Annotated in this window: 22 protein-coding genes; 13 read left to right on the top strand and 9 right to left on the bottom strand. The window is 74.0% G+C overall.

The genetic code is table 11. The features are described 5' to 3' along the window. Positions 1-271 precede the first annotated feature (271 nt). From H181DRAFT_RS22610 to H181DRAFT_RS22575, 8 genes are all read right to left on the bottom strand, one after another. Positions 272-640 carry a DsrE family protein gene (locus H181DRAFT_RS22610; RefSeq protein WP_045861994.1) on the bottom strand — a complete coding sequence of 123 codons (369 nt, stop codon included), beginning with the start codon at positions 638-640 and terminating at the stop codon, positions 272-274. A 127-nt stretch (positions 641-767) separates the two neighbouring features. Then, on the bottom strand, positions 768-1,055 hold the full coding sequence (locus tag H181DRAFT_RS22605) for a DUF1416 domain-containing protein (protein ID WP_045861993.1): 288 nt from the start codon (positions 1,053-1,055) through the stop codon (positions 768-770). Between the two features lie 61 nt (positions 1,056-1,116). Then, positions 1,117-1,956, bottom strand: a complete 840-nt coding sequence (locus H181DRAFT_RS22600) for a sulfurtransferase (RefSeq protein WP_045861992.1) — start codon at positions 1,954-1,956, stop codon at positions 1,117-1,119. Positions 1,957-2,190: 234 nt separating this feature from the next. Further along, positions 2,191-2,274, bottom strand: coding sequence for a putative leader peptide (locus tag H181DRAFT_RS30270; protein WP_368073287.1), 84 nt, complete (start codon positions 2,272-2,274; stop codon positions 2,191-2,193). 198 nt (positions 2,275-2,472) lie between these two features. Next, entirely contained in the window at positions 2,473-3,180 is a 708-nt protein-coding gene (locus H181DRAFT_RS22590) for an LmeA family phospholipid-binding protein (protein ID WP_045861991.1), read from the bottom strand. Positions 3,181-3,309: 129 nt separating this feature from the next. Next, a complete protein-coding gene (locus H181DRAFT_RS22585; RefSeq protein ID WP_052708367.1) occupies positions 3,310-4,332 on the bottom strand; it encodes a hypothetical protein in 1,023 nt (340 codons plus the stop codon). Beyond that, entirely contained in the window at positions 4,329-4,595 is a 267-nt protein-coding gene (locus H181DRAFT_RS22580) for a MoaD/ThiS family protein (protein ID WP_045862055.1), read from the bottom strand. Before H181DRAFT_RS22580 ends, H181DRAFT_RS22585 begins: the two co-directional genes overlap by 4 nt. Before the next feature lie 41 nt (positions 4,596-4,636). Continuing rightward, positions 4,637-5,746, bottom strand: a complete 1,110-nt coding sequence (locus H181DRAFT_RS22575) for an alpha/beta hydrolase (RefSeq protein ID WP_078895370.1) — start codon at positions 5,744-5,746, stop codon at positions 4,637-4,639. A gap of 134 nt (positions 5,747-5,880) precedes the next feature. Between H181DRAFT_RS22575 and H181DRAFT_RS22570 the strand changes: the two genes are divergently transcribed. From H181DRAFT_RS22570 to H181DRAFT_RS22520, 11 genes are all read left to right on the top strand, one after another. Beyond that, the gene (locus tag H181DRAFT_RS22570; protein WP_045861990.1) at positions 5,881-6,717 is read left to right on the top strand and encodes a response regulator transcription factor; all 837 of its coding nucleotides are present in this window, start codon (positions 5,881-5,883) and stop codon (positions 6,715-6,717) included. Positions 6,718-6,781: 64 nt separating this feature from the next. Beyond that, positions 6,782-7,819, top strand: coding sequence for a LacI family DNA-binding transcriptional regulator (locus H181DRAFT_RS22565; RefSeq protein WP_045861989.1), 1,038 nt, complete (start codon positions 6,782-6,784; stop codon positions 7,817-7,819). Between the two features lie 106 nt (positions 7,820-7,925). Then, positions 7,926-8,879 carry a S1C family serine protease gene (locus H181DRAFT_RS22560; protein WP_045861988.1) on the top strand — a complete coding sequence of 318 codons (954 nt, stop codon included), beginning with the start codon at positions 7,926-7,928 and terminating at the stop codon, positions 8,877-8,879. Between the two features lie 182 nt (positions 8,880-9,061). Continuing rightward, positions 9,062-9,787 carry a response regulator transcription factor gene (locus H181DRAFT_RS22555; RefSeq protein ID WP_045862053.1) on the top strand — a complete coding sequence of 242 codons (726 nt, stop codon included), beginning with the start codon at positions 9,062-9,064 and terminating at the stop codon, positions 9,785-9,787. Next, positions 9,784-11,262 (top strand): HAMP domain-containing sensor histidine kinase, encoded by a 1,479-nt coding sequence (locus H181DRAFT_RS22550; RefSeq protein WP_078895369.1) that lies wholly within the window; start codon positions 9,784-9,786, stop codon positions 11,260-11,262. Before H181DRAFT_RS22555 ends, H181DRAFT_RS22550 begins: the two co-directional genes overlap by 4 nt. A gap of 120 nt (positions 11,263-11,382) precedes the next feature. Continuing rightward, on the top strand, positions 11,383-11,991 hold the full coding sequence (locus H181DRAFT_RS22545) for an NADPH-dependent FMN reductase (RefSeq protein WP_045861987.1): 609 nt from the start codon (positions 11,383-11,385) through the stop codon (positions 11,989-11,991). A gap of 149 nt (positions 11,992-12,140) precedes the next feature. Beyond that, the gene (gene mshD, locus H181DRAFT_RS22540) at positions 12,141-13,046 is read left to right on the top strand and encodes a mycothiol synthase (RefSeq protein ID WP_045861986.1); all 906 of its coding nucleotides are present in this window, start codon (positions 12,141-12,143) and stop codon (positions 13,044-13,046) included. A gap of 165 nt (positions 13,047-13,211) precedes the next feature. Further along, entirely contained in the window at positions 13,212-15,521 is a 2,310-nt protein-coding gene (locus H181DRAFT_RS22535; protein ID WP_078895368.1) for an RNA degradosome polyphosphate kinase, read from the top strand. 190 nt (positions 15,522-15,711) lie between these two features. Beyond that, on the top strand, positions 15,712-17,097 hold the full coding sequence (locus H181DRAFT_RS22530; RefSeq protein WP_052708366.1) for a CHAD domain-containing protein: 1,386 nt from the start codon (positions 15,712-15,714) through the stop codon (positions 17,095-17,097). Between the two features lie 228 nt (positions 17,098-17,325). Then, a complete protein-coding gene (locus tag H181DRAFT_RS22525) occupies positions 17,326-17,748 on the top strand; it encodes an Hsp20/alpha crystallin family protein (protein ID WP_045861984.1) in 423 nt (140 codons plus the stop codon). A 172-nt stretch (positions 17,749-17,920) separates the two neighbouring features. Further along, complete coding sequence (locus H181DRAFT_RS22520; protein WP_254666944.1) at positions 17,921-18,319, top strand: DUF2267 domain-containing protein; 399 nt, start codon at positions 17,921-17,923, stop codon at positions 18,317-18,319. Between the two features lie 181 nt (positions 18,320-18,500). Here the strand turns inward: H181DRAFT_RS22520 and H181DRAFT_RS22515 are convergent, their stop codons facing one another. After that, positions 18,501-19,307 carry a class I SAM-dependent methyltransferase gene (locus H181DRAFT_RS22515; protein ID WP_045861982.1) on the bottom strand — a complete coding sequence of 269 codons (807 nt, stop codon included), beginning with the start codon at positions 19,305-19,307 and terminating at the stop codon, positions 18,501-18,503. Positions 19,308-19,612: 305 nt separating this feature from the next. Here H181DRAFT_RS22515 and mshA point away from each other — a divergent pair, with 305 nt between their 5' ends. Together mshA and H181DRAFT_RS22505 are read left to right on the top strand one after the other, a co-directional pair. After that, positions 19,613-21,016: a D-inositol-3-phosphate glycosyltransferase gene (gene mshA, locus H181DRAFT_RS22510; protein WP_045861981.1), complete on the top strand. Its 1,404-nt coding sequence runs from the start codon at positions 19,613-19,615 to the stop codon at positions 21,014-21,016. Further along, on the top strand, positions 21,009-21,551 hold the full coding sequence (locus H181DRAFT_RS22505) for a type III secretion system chaperone family protein (RefSeq protein WP_045861980.1): 543 nt from the start codon (positions 21,009-21,011) through the stop codon (positions 21,549-21,551). The genes mshA and H181DRAFT_RS22505 overlap by 8 nt, the downstream gene beginning before the upstream one ends. The last annotated feature ends 96 nt before the right edge of the window (positions 21,552-21,647 follow it).

Raw genomic sequence — 21,647 nt, 5'->3', positions numbered from 1 at the left:
GTAGAGCTTCTTGAGCGTCAGACCGGCGAAGGCCGCGGTGCCGACGCAGACGAGGACCATCAGCGCGGTGAAGAATGCCTCAAGCACGGGGTGTGCTCCTTGGATGTGGCGAAGTGTGCTGTTCGACGTGCACCCCCGAGTCTAATCGGCTCCGCGGGGGCCTCCCGCCGCCGGGTGCGGGGCGTACGGGGCGTACGGCAGCGGGGCGTACGGGGCCTACGGGTGCGGGGGCGCCCGCGGCGGCCCGCGGCGGCCCGCGGTGGGCCGCCGGTCAGTAGACGAGCGCCTGGACGCCTTCGCCGGTGATCTCGCTGACGAACACCTGGGCGCCGGCGATGCGCACACCGTCGGCGACGTCCTTCTGCTCGATGCCGCGGCGGGCCGCGCACTGGGTGCACAGAGTGATGCGGCCCCCGGCCCGCACGCCCTCCATCAGTTCGGGAAGGGGCGCGGCGTGCGGCAGTTCGAACTCGGCGGCGCGGCCGGGCAGCGCGAACCACGCGGATTCACCGGTGAGCCACAGCGAGACCTCCACGCCGCTGGCCGCCGCCACCGCGGCGACCGTGAAGGCCTGCGAGCACCGCTCCGGAGCGTCCGCTCCCGCCGTCACCTTGATCACGAGCTTCCTGGTAGCTGCCATGCGGGCAAGCGTATGCCGGTCGGCGGCGGCCGGAGACGTCCGGGCGGGCGGGCCGTGCCGGGTGCCGGACGCGGCGGAGCCGCGCCCCGGGACGTCCCGGGGCGCGGCTCCATGGGCGCTGCGGCGGTCAGACCGCGATGGCGACCTCCGAGAGGGCGCCGTCCTGGGCCACGACCTTGCGGTCCGCGGTGGCGCCGGGAACCAGGGCGCGCACGGTCCAGGTGCCCTCGGCCGCGTAGAAGCGGAACTGGCCGGTGGCGGAGGTGGGGACCTCCGCGGTGAACTCGCCGGTGGAGTCCAGCAGCCGCACGTAGCCGGTGACGGGCTCGCCGTCGCGGGTCACGCTGCCCTGGATCGTCGTCTCACCGGGCTTGACGGTGGAGGCGTCGGGGCCGCCCGCCTTAGCTCCGCACATGGAACTTCCCTTCGGTTTCTTCAGTCAGTGGATCGGTCGGTCCGGCTGGAGACCGGGAGGGTCAGTCCTCGGTGCCGACGGCGACGGGGACGCCGACCAGCGAGCCGTACTCCGTCCAGGAGCCGTCGTAGTTCTTGACGTTCTCCTGGCCCAGCAGCTCGTGCAGCACGAACCAGCTGTGTGCGCTGCGCTCGCCGATGCGGCAGTAGGCGATCGTGTCCTTGCCCAGGTCGACGCCCTCGCCCTCGTACAGCTCCTTCAGCTCCTCGTCGGACTTGAAGGTGCCGTCGTCGTTGGCCGACTTCGACCAGGGGATGTTGCGGGCGCTCGGCACGTGGCCGGGACGCTGGGACTGCTCCTGCGGCAGGTGGGCCGGGGCGAGCAGCTTGCCGCTGAACTCGTCGGGGGAGCGGACGTCCACGAGGTTCTTGGTGTTGATCGCCTCGACGACCTCGTCGCGGAACGCGCGGATGGAGGTGTCCTGCGGCTTCGCCTTGTACTGGGTCTTCTCGCGGGACGGCACCTCGGCGACGAGGTCGCGGGAGTCCAGCTCCCACTTCTTGCGCCCGCCGTCGAGCAGCTTCACGTCCTGGTGGCCGTAGAGCTTGAAGTACCAGTAGGCGTAGGCCGCGAACCAGTTGTTGTTGCCGCCGTAGAGCACGACCGTGTCGTCGTTCGAGATGCCCTTCTCGGAGAGCAGCTTCTCGAAGCCCTCCTGGTCGACGAAGTCACGTCGCACCGGGTCCTGGAGGTCCTGCTTCCAGTCGATGCGGACGGCGTTCTTGATGTGGTTCTTGTCATAGGCCGAGGTGTCCTCGTCGACCTCGACGATGACCGTCTTGGGGTCGTCGATGCGGTCCTGGACCCAGTCGGCGTCTACGAGGACGTCACTGCGGCTCATGGTTCTCCTCCGAGGCAGGTTGCTGATGAGGGCGGCACCTCCCGCACGTGGCCGCGGGGAGGTTCGTACGGATGCGGTGCTTTGTGTGCTTCTCGCGCACGTACGCAGGGGATCGTCAGGCGCGCACGGGCAGGGCGCCGTGCGGCGGGGAGCCGGAGTCCGGCGGGCGGACGCGGATGCGGACGAGCAGCCGCCGGCTGTGGGGGCTCCGGCTGAGCGTGCTGGTGGCAGCCGTCAGGAGGGGATGCGACAGAGCATTGCGGCGACACGGCACAAGTCGACTGCACGTCGCTTCGTGAGGTCCGCCTGTCGCTTCATGTAGCCGATCGTAAGGACGTCGGAGGTCCCGTGTCACCGTGAATCCATATGGTGAGACATCCTCGATCACGATGTGGGACGCGCTGCGCGAGCGGCGGGCCCTCCGGGGGCGCCGGGGTGCGGCGCGCGGCCGGAAGAGGCCCGCTCGCGGACGCTTCCGTCTCGTCTGCCGGACGGAGCGGCGTCCCGGTGCGGCTCCTACTCGGAGAGCTCCAGGTCGCTGCCCCGCACCGACAGCTCGATGCCCTTCTTCGTCGCCTCGACCCGCTCCAGCTCCAGGCCCGGGGGGAGTCCCGCTATCTTCCGCGCGAAGTCGATGCGCTGCCGGATCGCGCCCTCCAGGCCGGGGATGCCGTCTCCCGGCACCTCGTCGGCGTGCAGCTCCACGATGTCGCCCTTCGACACGGAGACGGTGCTGGTGACGCTGCGCTCGAAGGTCTGGCCGAGCAGGGTGATCCCGGCGGAGACCTTGACCCGTCCCTTGCCGTTCTCGTCCTTGCCGCCGTAGCTGACCCGGACGCCCTCGTGGGCTGCCTTGGTCAGCTCCTTGTAGGAGACGAAGGCGCTGCCGCTGGCCGTCTCGGCCACGGCGGAGGAGTAGTCGCTGCCGATGCGCACGTTCTTCAGCCGGGCGTCGACGCGGCTGACGGTCAGGGCGTCGCCCGGCCCGGCCTTCATGCCGTTCAGCTCCGCGTCGATCTGCTCGAGTTCCCGGCCGGCGATCTGGGTGAGGAAAGGGAAGCCCTTGATGTCGACCGAGGCGTCGGTCGAGGAGGAGACGCCGTCCGCTCCCTTGATCCTCTCGGCCGCCTCGTCCTCCGCGAGCTTCACGGCGAGCCGGTCGGCGCCGACGAACAGCACCGCGAGGACGAGGAGGACGAGGAGTCCCCTGCGTAGTACGCGCATCTGCGATCTCCCCCATGTGGCGGCGGCTCTCGGCTCGGCCGGGTCTCCGGTCTGCGCAGACCCGCGGGCCGCGGGCAGCCCGTGGACCCGGGGTCACGGGTCTGCCGCGAGCCTAACCCGAGGGATTTGTCAGACGAAGGCCCGACCGAGCAGATAGACGGCAGGTGCCGCGAGGGTCAGCGGCAGGGCGACGCCCGCCGTCATGTGCACGAACCGCGAGGGGTAGTCGTAGCTCGCCACCCGCAGGCCCGTCAGGGCGCAGCCGCCCGCGACCAGGCCGAGCAGTCCGCCCGCGGCGGCGGGGCCCGCGAGCCCGCCGCCCCCGCTCAGCCCCGTCAGCTGCCCGGCCGCGATCCCCGCGCCCGCCGCGGCGAGCAGCGCCACCGCGGGCGAGACCCACGGCGGCAGCGGCAGCGTACGGGCGAGGGCGGCGACGGCCACGGCGGCGCAGCCGGCCGTCACGGCGTCGGACCCGGCCATGTCGAGCGTGGCGAGGAACCCGGCGGCGACGACGGTCAGCGCCGTCGCCGTGAAGGCCGCGGACAGGGCGTAGAGCCGCTCGTCCGGCCCGGACCGGTTGCGCAGGTGGAGCGTGAGGGTCAGCAGGCACCAGACGCCGAGCGTGCCCAGTACGACGGCGGCGGCCTGCCCGCTCCACGTCAGGAGCAGTCCGGCGTCGGCGGCCAGGCCCCCGAGGAACGCGAGGACGATGCCCTGCCGTGCGGGCCACATCCCGTTGAGCCGGAACCAGCCCGCGGCGGTCACCGCCTGGAGCATCAGGACGGCGGCGGCGAGCGGGAGCGGCCCCAGCGGGGCGGCCCCGCCGACCAGCACGGCCAGGGCGGCGGTCAGCAGCGCGGGCCGAAAGCCGGGCGCGATGAGGGGCGAGCCGCCGGAGCGCGGAACGCCCGGCCGCCCGGGGGCCGCCGCTCCCGGCGGGGCGACAGGCATCTGGCCCGTCGCGGCCGTACCCGGGGGCGCGCCGGCGGGCACCGGTCCCGACGCGGTCTCGGGCGCTGCCGCCGGCATCGGGCCGGGGCCGGGGTGGGGGCGTCCGTAGCCCGCGTACTGCGTGCCGTACGTCTCCTCGGGGCCCCGGTGCCTCGGCCGTGCGCCGTCGCCGTACGCCCCGTGCTGCGGCTGGTCGCTCATGCGCAGCCTCCCGCGAACGGGGGGAGCACCTCGACGGTGCCGCCGTCGCGCAGCGCCACCGCCTGGTGAGCGCGCTTGCCCACGGGCTCACCGTCCACGAGGAAGGAGCAGCGCAGCAGTACGCGTGCGAAGTCGGGGCGTCCGCCGTGCCGTTCGCGGGCGCCGTCGAGGGCGGCCGCGAGGGTGTCGGCCTCGTACCGCTCCTCGGCCACCCCGGCGGCGGCCTTCGCCGCAGCCCAATAACGGATCGTGCCACTCGCCATCGTGGTCCTGTCCCTCTCAGCCGTCCCGGTTGCGGGACCCATCATGCCGGGCCGCGGGCGGCGCGCTCCCATCGAGCGCCGGCCCATTCCCCGATGCGGTGCAGGAGCGCCGGTCCGGCGGCGTTCTCGGCGTGACCGAACCCCGGCACGATCCACAGGTCCGTGCTCCCCGGGTCGCCGGCCCCGGCCAGGGACCGGGGGTGGTCGAGGGGGAAGTACGGGTCCTGGTCGCCGTGGACGACGAGCAGCGGGGTGGGCGCCAGCGCCGGTGCGGCGGCCACGGGGGAGAGGGGGACGGGGTCCCAGTCGTGCGGCTGGATCCGGGTGCGCAGCCCGTACCGCGAGACGAGTCGGCCCACCGGGTGCTGGATCGCCCAGTGCACCCGCCGCATGGGCGCGGTTCCGCGGTAGTACCAGCGGGCGGGGGCGCTGACGGCCACGACGGCGTCGGAGTGCGTGCCCGGGCCGGCGGGGGCGGGCGTCCGGCCGTCCGTGCCGGGGGAGGCGCCGGAGAGGGGCCTCGGATCGCGCGCGGCCGGCGCGGCCGTGCCGTCCGATGCGCCTGTGCGCCCTTCGTGCGCCCGCGGGTGCGCGGCGGCTCCGCCGGGGCGCTCGCAGACGGCCGCTTCCGCCCCGCCCGGACGGTGCAGCGCCCCGTGCCGTACGACGACCGAGCCGCCCATGGAGAAGCCGACCGTCGCCACGCGCGCGTGGCCCAGGGACCGCGCCCAGGAGACCGCCGCCGCCAGGTCGAGGACCTCGCGGTCGCCGACCGTCGAGTGGCCCCCGGAGCGGCCGTGCCCCCGGAAGGAGAAGGTGACCACCGCTCCGTACTGCGTGAACACCCGCGCCGCCCTGCGGAGCGCGGGCCGGCCGGCCGCGCCGCTGAAGCCGTGTGCGAGGACGATCGCGCAGGGGCCTTGCGGCAGTCCGCGGACGGCGGTCCCGTCGTCTCCGGTCACCGCGGGGCCCGTGTACGGGTCGTAGACGGCTTCGATGCGCACTCCGTCCGCGGTCCGCAGCGTCTCCCGGAGGGCCCGGTCCAAGGGTCTCCGGCCGCCGTCGTGGCCGCGCGCGGTGCCCGCGGCGGGGGCGCCGGAGCCGTCCGAGGGGGAAGAGCGAGCGAACTCACACTCCGCTTCGTCACTCATGTCGGCTATTCTGCTTGGAGTGAAGGACCCGGGCAGCGCCGCCCCTCGGGTCCTTTTGTGCTTTCAGGAGCGCATACGTACGAAGCAGTCCCCGTGCCGTACCGAAGTCCCCCGGGACCGAGGAAGGACCTCACGTGAGTTCGCTACTCCTGCTGACGAACGCCCTCCAGCCCAGCACCGAAGTCCTGCCCGCACTGGGCCTGCTGCTGCACAACGTGCGTGTGGCGCCCGCCGAGGCCACCGCCCTCGTGGACACCCCCGGTGCGGACGTGATCCTCGTCGACGGACGGCGGGACCTGCCGCAGGTGCGCTCCCTGTGCCGGCTGCTGCACTCCACCGGGCCCGGCTGCCCGCTGGTCCTCATCGTCACCGAGGGCGGGCTCGCCGCCGTCACCGCGGACTGGGGCGTCGACGACGTGCTGCTGGACACGGCGGGGCCCGCGGAGGTCGAGGCGCGGCTGCGGCTGGCGACGGGCAGGCAGCAAGCGGGGCCGGACGACGCCCCCACCGAGATCCGCAACGGCGACCTGTCGGTCGACGAGGCCACGTACAGCGCGAAGCTGAAGGGGCGGGTCCTGGACCTGACCTTCAAGGAGTTCGAGCTGCTGAAGTACCTGGCCCAGCACCCCGGCCGCGTCTTCACCCGCGCCCAGCTCCTCCAGGAGGTGTGGGGCTACGACTACTTCGGCGGCACCCGCACGGTGGACGTGCACGTGCGGCGGCTGCGGGCCAAGCTCGGCCCGGAGCACGAGTCGCTGATCGGGACGGTGCGCAACGTCGGTTACCGCTTCGTCTCGCAGGACAAGGGCGAGAAGTCCGCGGAGGAGCGCGAGGCGGCCGCCGCGGCCCGCGCCGTCACCGACGCGGCGACCCGGGTCGCCCGCGAGGCGGTCGACGGCCCCGACCCGCGGGAGGCCGGTTACGGGCCCGTCGAGGGGGACGTGCGGAGCGGTCGCACGGCCCGTCCGTGAGGGGCCGCACGCCCAACCCGTGAGGCCCCTCAAACGGCCGATGCTTCCCGCGTAGACTGCCCGGGTGGCCAGGGTGACGCGGGACGATGTGGCAAGGCTGGCGGGTACGTCGACCGCGGTCGTCAGCTATGTGATCAACAACGGGCCGCGGCCCGTCGCACCTGCTACGCGTGAGCGCGTACTGGCGGCGATCAAGGAGCTGGGGTACCGGCCCGACCGGGTCGCGCAGGCCATGGCCTCACGCCGGACGGACCTGATAGGGCTCATCGTCCCGGACGCCCGGCAGCCCTTCTTCGCGGAGCTGGCCCACGCCGTCGAGCAGGCCGCGGCGGAGCGCGGAAAGATGGTGCTCGTCGGCAACTCCGACTACCTGGACGAACGCGAGGTCCACTACCTGCGGGCGTTCCTCGGCATGCGGGTCTCCGGTCTGATCCTCATCAGCCAGGGCCCCAGCGAGCACGCCGCCGTGGAGATAGACGCCTGGGACGCACGCGTCGTGCTGCTGCACCGCCGTCCGGAGGCCATCGACGACGTCGCGGTCGTCCTCGACGACGTGGGCGGCGCCCAGCTGGCCACACGTCACCTGCTGGAGCACGGGCACGAGTACGTGGCGTGCCTCGGCGGCATCGACTCCACGCCGGAGTCCGGCGACCCCGTCACCGACCACGTCGAGGGCTGGACCCGTGCGATGAAGGAGGCAGGGCGCTCCGTCGAGGGACGCCTCTTCCAGGCCCCCTACAACCGGTACGACACCTACAAGCTGGCCCTGGAGCTGCTGCAGTCCCCGGACAGGCCGACCGCTGTCTTCTGCTCCACGGACGACCAGGCGTTCGGTGTCATGAGGGCGGCCCGCGAGCTCGGCATGGACGTGCCCCAGGACCTGGCGGTCGCCGGATTCGACGACGTGAAGGAAGCGGGCCTGACGGACCCGCCGCTCACCACGGTGGGCTCCGACCGCGAAGGCATGGCGAAGGCCGCCGTCGACCTGGTGCTGGACGATTCGCTGCGGGTGACCGGCTCCAGGGGGCAGCGCGTGCGGCAGTTCCCGGCAGGGCTCGTCGTCCGCCGCTCGTGCGGCTGCGGATCGCCTCCCCGGCGCTGACGGGGGCCGCCTCCCCGGCGACGGGGCGGCACTGTCCGCCGCGGTTCTCTGAGCCTTCTCAGACGCGTCTCAGCTTCCTCTCATGGAACCGGGGGACGGTGTGCCCATGACCGGACATCAGGACTCCCCCGGCCACCCGGGACACGACCCGGCGCCTGTTCCCTTCCGCCCGGGCGGTCCGCGCGGGCCCGGCGCGCTGCGGATGCCGGTGGCGGCGGCGGCCGCGCTGGCCGTGGGGGCCGCGGCCCTCGGCGGTGGTGCGGCGGTCGGCGTGCGGCATCTGCTCGGCGAGGACGCGGGCGGCAGGGCCCCCGGCGCGTTCGCGGGCGGAAGCCGTGCCGCCGCGAAGGACGCGGGCACCGTCTCCTCGGCGGCGGAGAGGGTCGCTCCGAGCGTCGTGGAGATCGAGGCGTCCTCGGGCCGCGGGCGGAGCACCGGCTCCGGAGTGGTCGTCTCCGGATCCGGCGAGATCCTGACCAACAACCACGTCGTCGCCGGCGCGGACAGCGTCCGGGTCACCTTCCACGACGGCGGCACCGCGACCGCCGGCGTCGTCGGCCGGGCCGCCGACCGCGACATGGCGCTGATCGACGCCCGCGGCGTGAGCGGGCTCGACCCGGCGGAGCTGGGCGACTCCGACCGGGTCGGCGTGGGCGACCAGGTCGTCGCGCTCGGTTCGCCGGCCGGGCTGTCGTCCACCGTCACGAGCGGCGTCGTCTCCGCGAAGGACCGCGAGGTGACGGTGGGGCACGCGGGCGGCGGAAACGGCGGCGGCGATTCGGGCGGGGACGGCGCCACCTACAAGGCCATCCAGACGGACGCCTCGCTGAACCCCGGCAACTCCGGGGGACCGCTCGCCACCCTCGACGGCCGGGTCGTCGGGTTCAACTCCGCGACGTACGCCTCCGGTCCGGGCGCTTCAGGCGGTTCGCGCGATTCGGGCCCGGCCGCCGGCGCGGCGGAGAAGGGCCGCGGCAGCGTGGGGCTGGGCTTCGCCGTGCCCGTCGACGCCGTGGCCGAGGTGCTCGACGAGCTGCGCTCGGGCGCGGGGGTGGACTGAACGTGCACGACGGAACCCGCACCCCGTACGGCTTCGCCCTGCACGCCCCGGCCGCCCCGGCTGCCTCGGCCGGACCTGCCGGACCTGCCGCCGGTCCGGCCGCCGGTCCGGGCGCGGAACCCGGGCCGCCTCCCGCGGCCGCCGCGTCGGCGGAGGCACCCTCCGGTGGGAAGCTTGACCCCATGACGGCTTGGAAGGTGCTGATCGTCGACGACGAGCCCGCCGTGCGCGACGCGCTGCGCCGCAGCCTCGCCTTCGAGGGGTACGAGACGGCGCTGGCCGCCGACGGCGTGGATGCCCTGGAGAAGACCGCGGCGTACGAACCGGACCTGATCCTCCTCGACGTGCTGATGCCGCGCATGGACGGGCTGACCGTCGCCCGGCGGCTGCGCGCCTCCGGCCGCCGCGTCCCGGTGCTGATGCTGACCGCCCGCGACACCGTCGGGGACCGGGTGACGGGCCTCGACGCCGGAGCCGACGACTACCTGGTCAAGCCGTTCGAGCTGGACGAGCTGCTCGCCCGGATACGGGCGCTGCTGAGGCGGAACTCCTACGCCCAGGAGCACGGGAGCGGAACCGGCGGCGAGGGCGCCGCGGGCTCGGGCTCCCTCGACTTCGCCGACCTGAGCATGGACCTGGGAACGCGGGACGTGACACGCGGCGGACGGCAGGTGGAGCTGACCCGCACCGAGTACACGCTGCTGGAGATGTTCCTCTCGCACCCCCGCCAGGTGCTCACCCGCGAGCAGATCCTCAAGGCGGTCTGGGGCTTCGACTTCGAGCCGTCCTCGAACTCCCTGGACGTGTACGTGATGTATCTGCGCCGCAAGACGGAGGCCGGGGGCGAGCCGCGGCTGGTGCACACCGTGCGCGGCGTCGGCTACGTCCTCAAGGACGACGGGGCGTGAGGCTGCCCGGCGCCGCCGCCCTGCGGCCCAGGTTCTCCCGGCCGCAACTGCGTTCACGGCTGGCGCTGCTGGCCGCCTTCACGGTGGCCCTGGCGGTGGCGGCATGCGCGACGGCCTGCTGGTTCCTCGTACGGGGCCAGCTGATCGGCTCGCTGGACGAGTCGCTGCGCAACAACAGCAGGGTCGACCCGAGCTTCATCGTCGGGCAGGTCAGGACCGGGCAGTGCTCGCCCGCCGACGAGCGGGCGCCGAACCCCTTCGGGGCGACCGTCCAGGTCGTGGACCAGGACGGCAAGAGCTGCGTCATCGTCGGCAGCAAGGTGGAGGTCTCGCCCGCCGACGTCGACGTCGCCGAGCACGAGCGCGCGGAGGCGGTGCACACGTCGCGCAGCCTGGACGGTTCCGGCACGGACTACCGCGTGCTGACGAGCCAGGTGGAGGGCACCGACGTGGCCGTCTCGGTCGCCCGGCCGCTCACGGAGACGGACAGGTCGCTGCGGAACCTCGCGCTGATCCTCGCGGCGGTGGGAGGGGCGGGCGTACTGGCCGCCGCCGGCGCCGGCGTCGCACTCGCGCGTGCGGGGCTCCGGCCGGTGGACCGCCTCACCGGAGCCGTCGAGCACATCGCGCGCACGGAAGACCTCGGGGTGCGCATCCAGGCCGAGGGCGACGACGAGATCGCCAGGCTGTCGCGGTCCTTCAACTCCATGACGGAAGCGCTCGCGTCGTCCCGGGAGTTGCAGCAGCAGCTGATCGCCGACGCCGGCCACGAGCTGCGCACGCCGCTCACGTCGCTGCGCACCAACATCGAACTGCTCGTACGCAGCGACGAGACGGGGCGCTCGCTCCCCGCGGAGGACCGCCGGGCGCTCCTGGAGTCGGTGCGGGCGCAGCTGAGCGAACTGGCCTCCCTCGTGGGCGACTTGCAGGAGCTGTCCCGGGAGGCGGCCCCCGGCGGCAGCCGCACGGAGCCGGTCGCGCTGCACGAGATCACCTACCGTGCGGTGGAGCGGGTGCGGCTGCGGCTGCGCAGCAAGGGCATCACGATCACGACGGGGCGCGTGGAGCCGTGGTACGTGCAGGGGGAACCGGCCGCGCTGGAGCGGGCGGTGGTCAACCTCCTGGACAACGCGGGCAAGTTCAGCCCCGAGGAGGGCACCGTCGACGTGTACCTGGACGGCGGCACGCTCCGCGTGCGCGACCGGGGTCCGGGCATCAGCGAGGAGGAACTCCCGTACGTCTTCGACCGGTTCTGGCGTTCGCCGTCGGCCCGGGCGCTGCCCGGTTCGGGGCTCGGCCTGTCCATCGTCGCCCGTACCGTCGAGCAGTCCGGCGGTGAGGTCGTCCTCCGGGCCGCCGAGGGCGCGGACGGCGGGACGGAGGCGGCGATGAGCCTCCCGGGGACGCCGGAGCCGCCCCCGCGGGAGCCCGAGGAGTCGCCCTCGCAGGGCGAGGGCCCGCCGCGGCACCCGTAGCGGCATGCGGACCCGTAGTTTGACTTCAACTCAACTTCAAGTTCGATCCTTGGCGCAGTGCGTGGGCGGGGCACGCAGGACGTGCCCCGCCGCGCTTCCAGTGCGACCGAGGAGAGTCCCATGGAGAACACCACACCGCTGCGCCTCGCGGTCATCGTCGGCAGCGTCCGCGCGAACCGGTTCGGGCCGACCGTCGCCGGCTGGTTCGCCGGCGAGGCGGAGAAGCACGGCGGCTACGACGTCGACCTCATCGACCTGGCCGAGACGGGACACGGACTCCCTCTCGCCATGCCCGGGTTCGGAGCCGAGCTGCCGCCCGAGGTGGAGCGCGTGCGGGGCGGCCTCGCGGCCAGGCTCGCCGCCGCCGACGCGTTCGTGATCGTCACCCCCGAGTACAACCACAGCTTCCCCGCCGCGCTGAAGAACGTCATCGACTGGTTCCACCGCGAATGGCACGCGAAGCCGGTCGGTTTCGTCTCCTACGGCGGCATGGCGGGCGGCCAGCGCGCCGTCGAACAGCTCCGCCAGGTCTTCCCCGAGCTGCACGCTGTCACCGTCCGCGAGACCCTCAGCTTCCACACGGCCTGGGAGCGCTTCGCCGAGGACGGGCGGCCGCACGACGTGGAGGGGAGCGGCGCGGCGGCGAAGGGCATGCTGCGCCAGCTCGAATGGTGGGGCCGCGCGCTGCGAGAGGCACGTACGCGCACTCCGTACGACGCGGTCGCGTAACCCCGCGGCGCCCCCCGCCCCCGCCCCCGCCGGCCCGTCCGCACCGCGCCGCCCCCGCCCGCTCCGGCCCGCCGCCCTCCGGGGCCCGGCCGCCGCACCACGGTGGCCGGGGGGTGGAGCGCCGCGCCGGTCTCGTAAGGTCGTGTGCCATGAGCGACGTGGTGGTTGTGGACGAGGCGTCAGCCGAAGTCGTACGGGAGGCGCAGTCGCTGCTCGACGAGGCGGCACGGAACGACGGGCAGGCGCCCCTGTCCGAGCAGGGGTGGCTGCATCTGCGGGGCGGGCCGCGGCCGGGTGTGCGGCATCTGCTGCTGCGCGAGGACGGCCTGCTCGTGGGGTACGCGCAGCTGGAGGACACCGACCCCGTCGAGCCGCCCACGGGCGAGCTGGCCGTCCATCCCGCCTACCGCGGACGCGGTCACGGGAGGCGGCTCGGTCAGGCACTGCTGCGGGAGTCGGGCAAGCGGCTGCGCGTGTGGGCGCACGGCGGGCACCCCGCGGCACGGCATCTGGCGCAGGCCCTGGGGCTCACCCTCTTCCGTGAACTTCGCCAGATGCGGCGCCCGTTGACCGGTGCCTCGACTCCCGCCCTGGCCGAGCCCGTCCTGCCCGAAGGCGTGACGGTGCGGACGTTCCGGCCCGGCGAGGACGACGAGGCGTGGCTGGCCCTGAACGCCGCCGCCTTCGCGCACCACCCCGAGCAGGGCAGTCTCACCCAGCGCGACCTCGACGACCGCAAGGCCGAGCCCTGGTTCGACCCGGCGGGCTTCTTCCTCGCCGAGCAGGACGGCGAACTCGTCGGCTTCCACTGGACGAAGGTGCACAGCGCGCGGCAGCTCGGTGAGATCTACGTACTGGGCGTCGCGCCCGGCGCGCAGGGCGGCGGCCTCGGCAAGACGCTCACGGCGATCGGCCTCCGGCACCTCGAACGGGACCGCGGCCTGCCCACCGCGATGCTCTACGTCGACGCGGACAACCTGGCCGCCGTCAGCGTCTACGAGCGGCTCGGGTTCACCACGTACGAGACGGACCTGATGTACCGCACCGAGAGCTGAGCCGGGCCGCACGCACCGGCTGGGGCGGAGGCACGGGCGGGGACGGCGGGGCCCGGGCGGGGACGGCGGGTACGACGGGGGACGCCGCGTCCCGGTGGTGCGGCGCTCGCCTGGAGGCCATGTGCGCGTAACCCTCGCTTCAGGCGCGCTTGCGAGCATCGCGGGATGCAGCACCCCGCACATGACCTCGCCACCCCTGCCGGGCCCGCCGGCACGGGGAACAATGGGGTCATGAGCGAGCCCGTGTCACGTGCCGCGTCCCCCGTTCCCCACCCCTCGCCGGCCGTACGTCCGGCCGCCGCGGACGCGGACGGCCCCGTTTCCGCTGTTCCCGCCCTGGACCCGGACCTCGACGCCGACCCGGACGTCCTCCCGCCCGCCGGCGCCGGCGGCGACCCGCCGGACGACCTCCCGGCGGACCGCTTCCTCGAACGTGAGCGCAGCTGGCTCGCCTTCAACGAACGCGTCCTGGAGCTGGCGGAGGACCACGAACCGCCGCTGCTGGAACGGGCCAACTTCCTGGCGATCTTCGCGGGCAACCTCGACGAGTTCTTCATGGTCCGCGTCGCGGGGCTGAAGCGGCGCCTGGCGACCGGCGTCGCCACCCGCTCCGCCTCCGGGCTCCGGCCGCGCGAGGTCCTGGAGGAGATCTGGACGCGCTCGCGCGAGCTCATGGCCCGCCACGCCCGCTGCTACCAGCAGGACATCGCCCCCGCCATGGCAGCGGAGGGGCTGCACCTCATCCGCTGGCACCAGCTCACGGAGGACGAGCAGGACCGGCTCTGCACGCTCTTCCGGCAGCAGATCTACCCCGTGCTGACGCCGCTCGCGGTCGACCCGGCGCACCCCTTCCCGTACATCTCGGGACTCTCGCTCAACCTCGCCGTCGTCGTGCGCAACCCGGTCACCCGGCACCAGCACTTCGCACGTGTGAAGGTTCCACCGCTGCTGTCGCGCTTCCTGGAGGCGTCCCCGCACCGCTGGGTGCCCCTGGAGGACGTCATCGCCGCGCACCTGGAGGAGCTCTTCCCCGGCATGGAGGTGCTGGCGCACCACATGTTCCGCGTCACGCGCAACGAGGACCTGGAGGTGGAGGAGGACGACGTGGAGAACCTCCTCCAGGCGCTGGAGAAGGAGCTGCTGCGCCGCCGCTTCGGGCCGCCGGTGCGCCTGGAGGTCGAGGAGTCGATCGACGACTACGTCCTGGAGCTGCTGGTACGCGAGCTGAACGTCTCCGAGTCGGAGGTCTACCCGCTGCCGGGACCGCTGGACCTGACGGGGCTCTCCGAGGTCGCCGCGGCGATGGACAGGCCGGACCTGAAGTACCCGAAGTTCGTTGCCGGCACGCACCGCGACCTCGCCCAGGTGGAGTCCGCGCAGCCGCCCGACGTCTTCGCCGCGCTGCGCGAGCGGGACGTCCTGCTGCACCACCCCTACGACTCCTTCTCCACCTCCGTGCAGGCGTTCCTGGAGCAGGCCGCGTCCGATCCGGACGTCCTCGCGATCAAGCAGACGCTCTACCGCACCTCGGGCGACTCCCCGATCGTCGACGCCCTCATAGACGCCGCCGAGTCGGGCAAGCAGGTGCTTGTGCTGGTCGAGATCAAGGCGCGCTTCGACGAGCAGGCCAACATCAAGTGGGCGCGCAAGCTGGAAGAGGCCGGCTGCCACGTCGTGCACGGCCTCGTCGGGCTCAAGACGCACGGCAAGTTCTCGCTCGTCGTGCGCCAGGAGGGCGACACGCTGCGGCGCTACGCCCATGTGGGCACCGGCAACTACCACCCCAAGACGGCGCGCACGTACGAGGACCTGGGCCTGCTGACCGCCGACCCGCAGGTGGGCGCGGACCTCTCCGACCTGTTCAACAGGCTCTCCGGCTACTCGCGCCGCGACAGCTGGCGGCGGCTGCTCGTCGCGCCCAGCTCCCTGCGGGACGGCCTCGTCTCCCGCGTCCACCGGGAGATCGGCCACCACAGGGCGGGACGCCCCGCCCACGTCCGCTTCAAGGTCAACTCGATCGTCGACGAGGCGATCGTCGACGCCCTGTACCGCGCCTCGCAGGCGGGCGTCCCGGTCGACCTGTGGGTGCGGGGGATCTGCGCGCTGCGTCCGGGCGTGCCGGGGCTGAGCGAGAACATCAGGGTCCGGAGCGTCCTCGGCAGGTTCCTCGAACACTCCCGTGTGTTCGCGTTCGCGAACGGAGGTGACGCGGAGGTGTGGCTCGGCAGCGCCGACATGATGCACCGCAACCTCGACCGGCGCATCGAGGCCCTGGTGCGCGTCCCCGACCCGGCACACCGCGCCACGCTGTGCCGGCTGCTGGAGACGGGCACGGCGGACGACGTCGCATCCTGGCACCTCGGCCCGGACGGCGAGTGGACGCGGCACGCGTACGGGCCGGACGGGCAGCCGCTGCGCAACGTCCAGGAGTCGCTGATCGAGAGCCGGAGACGCCGCCGTGGCCCCGCGGGGTGAGGCGCCGCCCCTGCCGGGCTTACGGCCGTCCGGTACGGGCAGCGGCGCGGACGTGCGGAGGGACCCCGCCGCGGAGCACGCGACGGAGGAGGGCCTGACGACCGGGGCCGGGGCGTGGCCCGTACCGCGCCGCCGGCCCGCCGCTGCCGACCGCCAGTGACCGCCGATGCCTGCGACGAGTGAGCCGCCGATGCCACAGACGCCCGCCCCGCACCAGACGCCCGCCCCGCACCAGACGCCCGCCCCGGACCGTACGCCCGCCCCGGACCGGACGTCCTGCCGGTCCGCTGCCACCGCGCCCGCGTACGGGGAGGTCTCCGCGCCCCCGCACGGGGAGCCCCCCGGCCTCGCGCCGCCCCGTCCGGAGTGGCTGGCCGGGGTCGACGCGGGCGAGGCGCTGAGCCGCTATCTGCAGGCGTGGGCCTCGGAGTTCCTGCGGAGTCTGCGGCTGCACCGGGAGAGCGCCGGAAGCGCCGAGACGGCGGGTCCGGCGGCCGACGCGGTGCACAGGCTCGGCCAGGCGTCGCGCCGCCTCAGCGGCACGCTTCGTACGTACCGCCCGCTGCTCGACGCGGCCTGGGCGGACCGGCTCTGCGGTGAACTGCGCTGGCTGCCGGCCGTGTTGTCGCGCGAGTACGGGCACGCGGCCCGGCTCGACCGGCTGCTGTCGGCGCTGCACCGGCTCAGCCGGGAGGGCGACGTCGACGGCGCCGGTGAAGGCGGTGCCGGTCACGGGTACGAGACCGGACACGGGGACGAGGCCGGACACGGAGGGGCGGGCGGGGGACGCCACCGCGGCGGCCGGCCGCCGGGCACCGCCTCGCCTCTGCAGGCGGGGTCGGCCCGGGCGGCCGCGCTGCTGGACCGGCAGCTCACCCTCGCCAGGAACCGCGCCCACTCGGCTGCTCTCCGGGCGCTCGTCTCGAACCGTTTCCACGCCGTCGTCGACGCGGTCGCCGTGCTGGCCTCCGAGGTGCCGCTGGCGCACGGCGCGGCGCAGGCCACCGCGGGTAAGGCGCTCGTACCGGCGGCGGACGAGGCGTACGCCCGCCTCGTCCGGGCCGTCACCGAGCTGCCGCTCCCGGTTCCTCCGCCGCAGTCGCCGTACGCGGTGGAGGCCGGGCCCCGTCCCGTCACCGCCAGGACGTCACGGCTGCGGGGGGACGCGGCGTGGCACGAGGTGCGCGTTCTGCTGCGGCTGCACCGGTACGCCGAGGAGGTGCTCCTCGGGTGCCCGCCCCGGCCGGACGGGGCCGGGGGTCGGACGCGGGACCCGGCCGGCGGGGCCGTCGCCGACGACGGCACCGCGCGGCGCGAGGGCCGCGAGGCCGCCGAGGCAGCGGAAACGGCCGTGGAGCGGTCGCGGCTCCTCCCGGCCGGTGCCGCGCTGGAGGAGCACCGTGAGGCCGTCGAGGCCGCCGAGGCTGCGGCCGCCGCGGCACGCACGCCGCGTATCGCCCCGTCGACGGCGTACGCGCTCGGAGTGCTGCACGCGGACCAGCGCCAGGCGGCCGGGGCGGCCCGTCTCGTCTTCGCGGGAGTGTGGCGCGGCGGTCCCGGCCGCCCCGTTCCGTAGGGGCCTGTCCTGCGAGCACCGCCTGCGGCGGACGGCGCCATGCGCCGGACACGCCTTGGCGCTTCTGCGCGCCGCTTCGGGCTCGGCTGCCGAACACCCTCGATCAGCGGGCCTGCGACCTGCGAGTTCACATGAGTTGAGTCCGTAGTTGTCAACTTTCCTTGGGTTGAGGTATATAAGAAAGCACAGGGCATCGCTCGGAAGCAGCTACGGAGGGAGTGACTCGTGATGCTCATGCGTACCGATCCGTTCCGGGAGTTCGACCGCCTCACCCAGCAGGTCTTCGGAACCCAGCACCGTCCGGCGGGAATGCCGATGGAGGCATACCGCTCCGGTGACGACTTCGTGATCCACTTCGACCTGCCGGGCGTCGCGCCCGAGAGCATCGACCTGGACGTGGAGCGGAACGTGCTCACCGTCCACGCGGAGCGCCGTTCGCCGGCCCCCGAGGACGCGGAGCTGATCGCGGCGGAGCGGCCGTCGGGCAAGTTCAGCCGCCAGCTCTTCCTCGGCGACACGCTGGACGTCGACCGCATCGACGCCGCCTACGAAGCCGGCGTCCTGACGCTCCGCATCCCGGTCGCGGAGCAGGCGAAGCCCCGCAAGATCCAGATCAGCGGCGGCGAGAAGGCCGCCCAGATCACCAGGTGAGCGGGGCGGCGCCACCGAGGTGAGGCACACGCGGCGGGCGACGCGACGACGAGCGACGCGCCGCCCCGCCGCACGTGAAGTCCGTCACCAGAGCGTTTCCTTGACGGTCCCCGGGCCACTCGGCCCGGGGCCGCCCATGTCCGGGTTGCCGAATGAGGAGGAACACACAGGTATGCGGTGGAGCGAACTCGTAAGCAGGGTCGGCGAGCACGGGCGTTACGAAGACGACGCCGAAGCGCGGCGCAAGGTCAGGATCGTGCTCTCCGAGCTGGGCGGCCACCTCGCGCCGGACGTACGGGCGGAACTGGCGCAGTGCCTGCCCGCGCCGGCAGCGGAGGCGCTGACGTACCAGATGCCGGCGACGAGGAAGCTGACCGGCTCCCAGTTCGTGGAGTCCGTCTCCGGGCGTATCGAGGGTTCGACGCCGGCCACTGCCCGGTGGGACGTCAGTTCGGTGCTGTGCGTCGTGGCGGAGGCGTGCGGCGACGAGCTGACGGACCGCATACTCGCGGCCCTTCCGCAGGGTTACGCACTTCTCTTCGGCCGCGGCGAGCTGATGACCGCCGCCTGACGCCGGCCGCGTGACGCGCGGTCGCCACCACTCGCCGGGAGACGCCGTCCGGCTCGTCGGCCCGCCGGACAGATCGGGATCTGTCCGGCGGGCCGACGGCTGCCGGAAGCCCCCAGGGGGCGCGGGCCCGCCGTTCCGGGCCCGCCGTCCACCGGCGGCCCCGACCGTCCGCCGCGCCGGGTCAGCTGCCGCGCGGTGCGACCGCCTCCCAGGCGACCGTCAGCTCGCCCTGCCGCCAGCGATGCGGCGTACGGGCGACCGGCCAGTCCGCGGACAGCGCCCGCGCCGTCCGTATCCAGCGCTGCCTGGCGCTCAGGGCGCCGTAGGGCGCAGCCGTGGCCCAGGCGCGGTCGAAGTCCCGCAGGAAGGAGTGGACCGGCTCGCCCGGGACGTTCCGGTGGATCAGCGCCTTCGGCAGCCGCTCGGCCAGGTCGGACGGTTCGCCCAGCGAGCTGAGCCGGGCGGCGAACGTCACCGATCGCGGTCCCTCCGGGCCGAGCGCGACCCACACGTGCCGCCGGCCGATCTCGTCGCACGTGCCGTCGACCAGCAGCCCCTCGGGGGCGAGGCGCGAGCGGAGCCGCTCCCACACGGCGGGGACCTCGTCCTCGCCGTACTGGCGGAGCACGTTGGCGGCCCGGATCACCGCCGGGCGTTCCCCGCCGGGGAGCGGCACCTCGAAGCCGCCGCGTACGAACCGCAGCCCCTCCCGTTCGTAGGGCCGGGCGGCGGCGACCCGCTCGGGAGCGATCTCGACGCCCACCACGCGGGCGGCGGCATGCACGGTCCGCAGCCGTGTCAGCAGTTCGACGGCCGTCCAGGGCGCGGCGCCGTAGCCGAGGTCGACTGCCAGAGGCGGACGCGGCGAGCGGCGCAGTGCGGGGCCGTGGACCGCGGCGAGCCAGCGGTCCATGCGGCGCAGCCTGTTGGGGTTGGTGGTTCCGCGCGTCACTGTCCCGACGGGACGGTCTGGGGGACGGGCGGCCATCGCACGAGCCTAAGGGCTCCTTGCAGACCGAGTACGCCCAGTGCGAGGACGGTCCTCCGACTTGCGATGCACGGCACCGGACGCCGCGAGCTGATCGTCCGCCCACTCCGGAAAGACCCCCAGGGGGCCGCGCGGGCACGAGGGAGGGGGGCTCCCGGGGCGGCACGCCCGCCGGGGGAGGAGCCGGAAGGGCGGAGCTTGTCACGATTCGGCAAACCAGGAATGGGAACCGGGCCTCCCGGTGTTCCGCATCCCGGGGCCCCGGTGGTGGGACGACCGCCGGCCGTACGAGGAGGCAATCGCCCGTGAGCCAGTACATAGCCCGGCTGGGCCAGCGGCGCACCTGGCTGCCGCAGCAGCAACGGCCGCGGCTCCGGTTCCACGGACCGTTCCGCCGCCCCCGCCGGGTGGCCATGCTCAGCGTCCACACTTCGCCCCTGCACCAGCCCGGCACGGGCGACGCGGGCGGAATGAACGTCTACATCGTCGAACTCGCCAAGCAGCTCGCCGCCCACGGCACCCAGGTGGAGATCTTCACGCGCGCCACGGCGGCCGCTCTGCCCCCCACCGTGGAGCTGGCGCCGGGCGTGCTCGTCCGCCACATCGACGCCGGGCCGTACGAGGGCCTGGCGAAGGAGGAACTGCCCGCGCAGCTCTGCGCGTTCACGCACGGCGTGATGCAGGCGTGGGCTGGGCACCGGCCCGGCCACTACGACCTCGTCCACTCCCACTACTGGCTCTCGGGCCATGTCGGCTGGCTCGCCGCGCAGCGGTGGGGCGTGCCGCTCGTCAACGCCATGCACACCATGGCGAAGGTGAAGAACGCCGCGCTCGCGAAGGGCGACACCCCCGAACCGCCCGCGCGCGTGATCGGCGAGACGCAGATCGTGCGGGCGGCGGACCGCCTCATCGCGAACACCGCCGAGGAGGCGGCCGAACTCGTCCGGCACTACGAGGCCGACCCGGCCCGCACCGCCGTCGTCCACCCCGGCGTGAACCTGGAGTGCTTCCGGCCCGCCGACGGGCGCGCCGCGGCGCGCGCCCGGCTCGGTCTGCCGCAGGACGCGCTGATCCCGCTCTTCGCGGGCCGGATCCAGCCGCTCAAGGCGCCCGACATCCTTCTGCGCGCGGTCGCCGTCCTCGTCGACGAGGATCCGGCTCTGCGCGGACGCCTGGTGGTTCCCGTCGTGGGCGGCCCCAGCGGCAGCGGCCTCGCCAGGCCGGAGCGGCTGCACAAGCTGGCGGCGAAGCTCGGCATCTCGGACGTGGTGCGCTTCCGCCCGCCGGTCGGGCAGGAGGAGCTGGCCGACTGGTACCGCGCGGCGAGCGTGCTGGTCATGCCGTCGTACAGCGAGTCGTTCGGGCTGGTGGCCATCGAGGCCCAGGCGTGCGGCACACCGGTCGTGGCCGCGTCGGTGGGCGGGCTGCCGGTGGCCGTCCGGGACGGCGTGAGCGGGTTCCTCGTCGACGGGCACGAGCCGGGGGAGTACGCGAAGGCGCTGCGCCGCTTCGTGGCGGACGCGGACGCGGACGGGGACGGGGACGGCGGGACGTCCCCCGGGGAGGGCGGGCTGGCCCGCAGCATGGGGGAGGCGGCGGCTCGTCACGCCGCGGGCTTCGGCTGGGACGCCGCCGCGTCCGGCACCCTCGAGGTCTACGCCGCCGCGCTGCACGATCAGCGCCGTCGCCTACGATCTGCCCATGTCTGACGCGAAGGGTGCCGGGAGCCGCACCGCGAGGGAGGCCGTCGAACAGGCGCTGCGCGAGGCGGAGCTGGAGTGGGAGAGCCCGTCCGAGGGGACGTACGTCGTCACGCTCCCCGGCACGCGCAAGCTCTCGACCACCTGCTCGCTGGCCGTCGGCAAGCACACCCTGTCCGTCAACGCCTTCGTCGTCCGCTGCCCGGACGAGAACCACGCGGCGGTGCACCGCTGGCTGCTGGAGCGCAACACCCGTATGTACGGGGTGAGTTACGCGATCGACAAGCTCGGGGACGTCTACCTGGCAGGCCGGCTGCCGCTCGCGGCCGTCACCCCCGAAGAGATCGACAGGCTGCTGGGCGCGGTGCTGGAGAACGCCGACGGGTCGTTCAACACCCTGCTGGAGATGGGGTTCGCGACAGCCATCCGCCGCGAGTACGAGTGGCGCACCTCGCGCGGCGAACCGACCCGCAACCTCGACGCGTTCACCCGTCTGACCGGGGCCGGCGACGACCGCGGGGCGCGAGGCGGCTCCGCGGGCTGAACACTCCGGGACGTTGTTCGCCCGGGCGCGGTCAACTCCCGGTCGCGGCGGACGGGTTGAGGTGGCCTTCAGGCCGTCCGGGCAGCGGCATCCCCC

The sequence above is a fragment of the Streptomyces sp. WMMB 714 genome, assembly GCF_900090125.1.
GTDB classification, from domain to species: Bacteria; Actinomycetota; Actinomycetes; order Streptomycetales; family Streptomycetaceae; genus Streptomyces; species Streptomyces daqingensis.
This window is presented reverse-complemented; position numbering and strand designations above follow the sequence as displayed.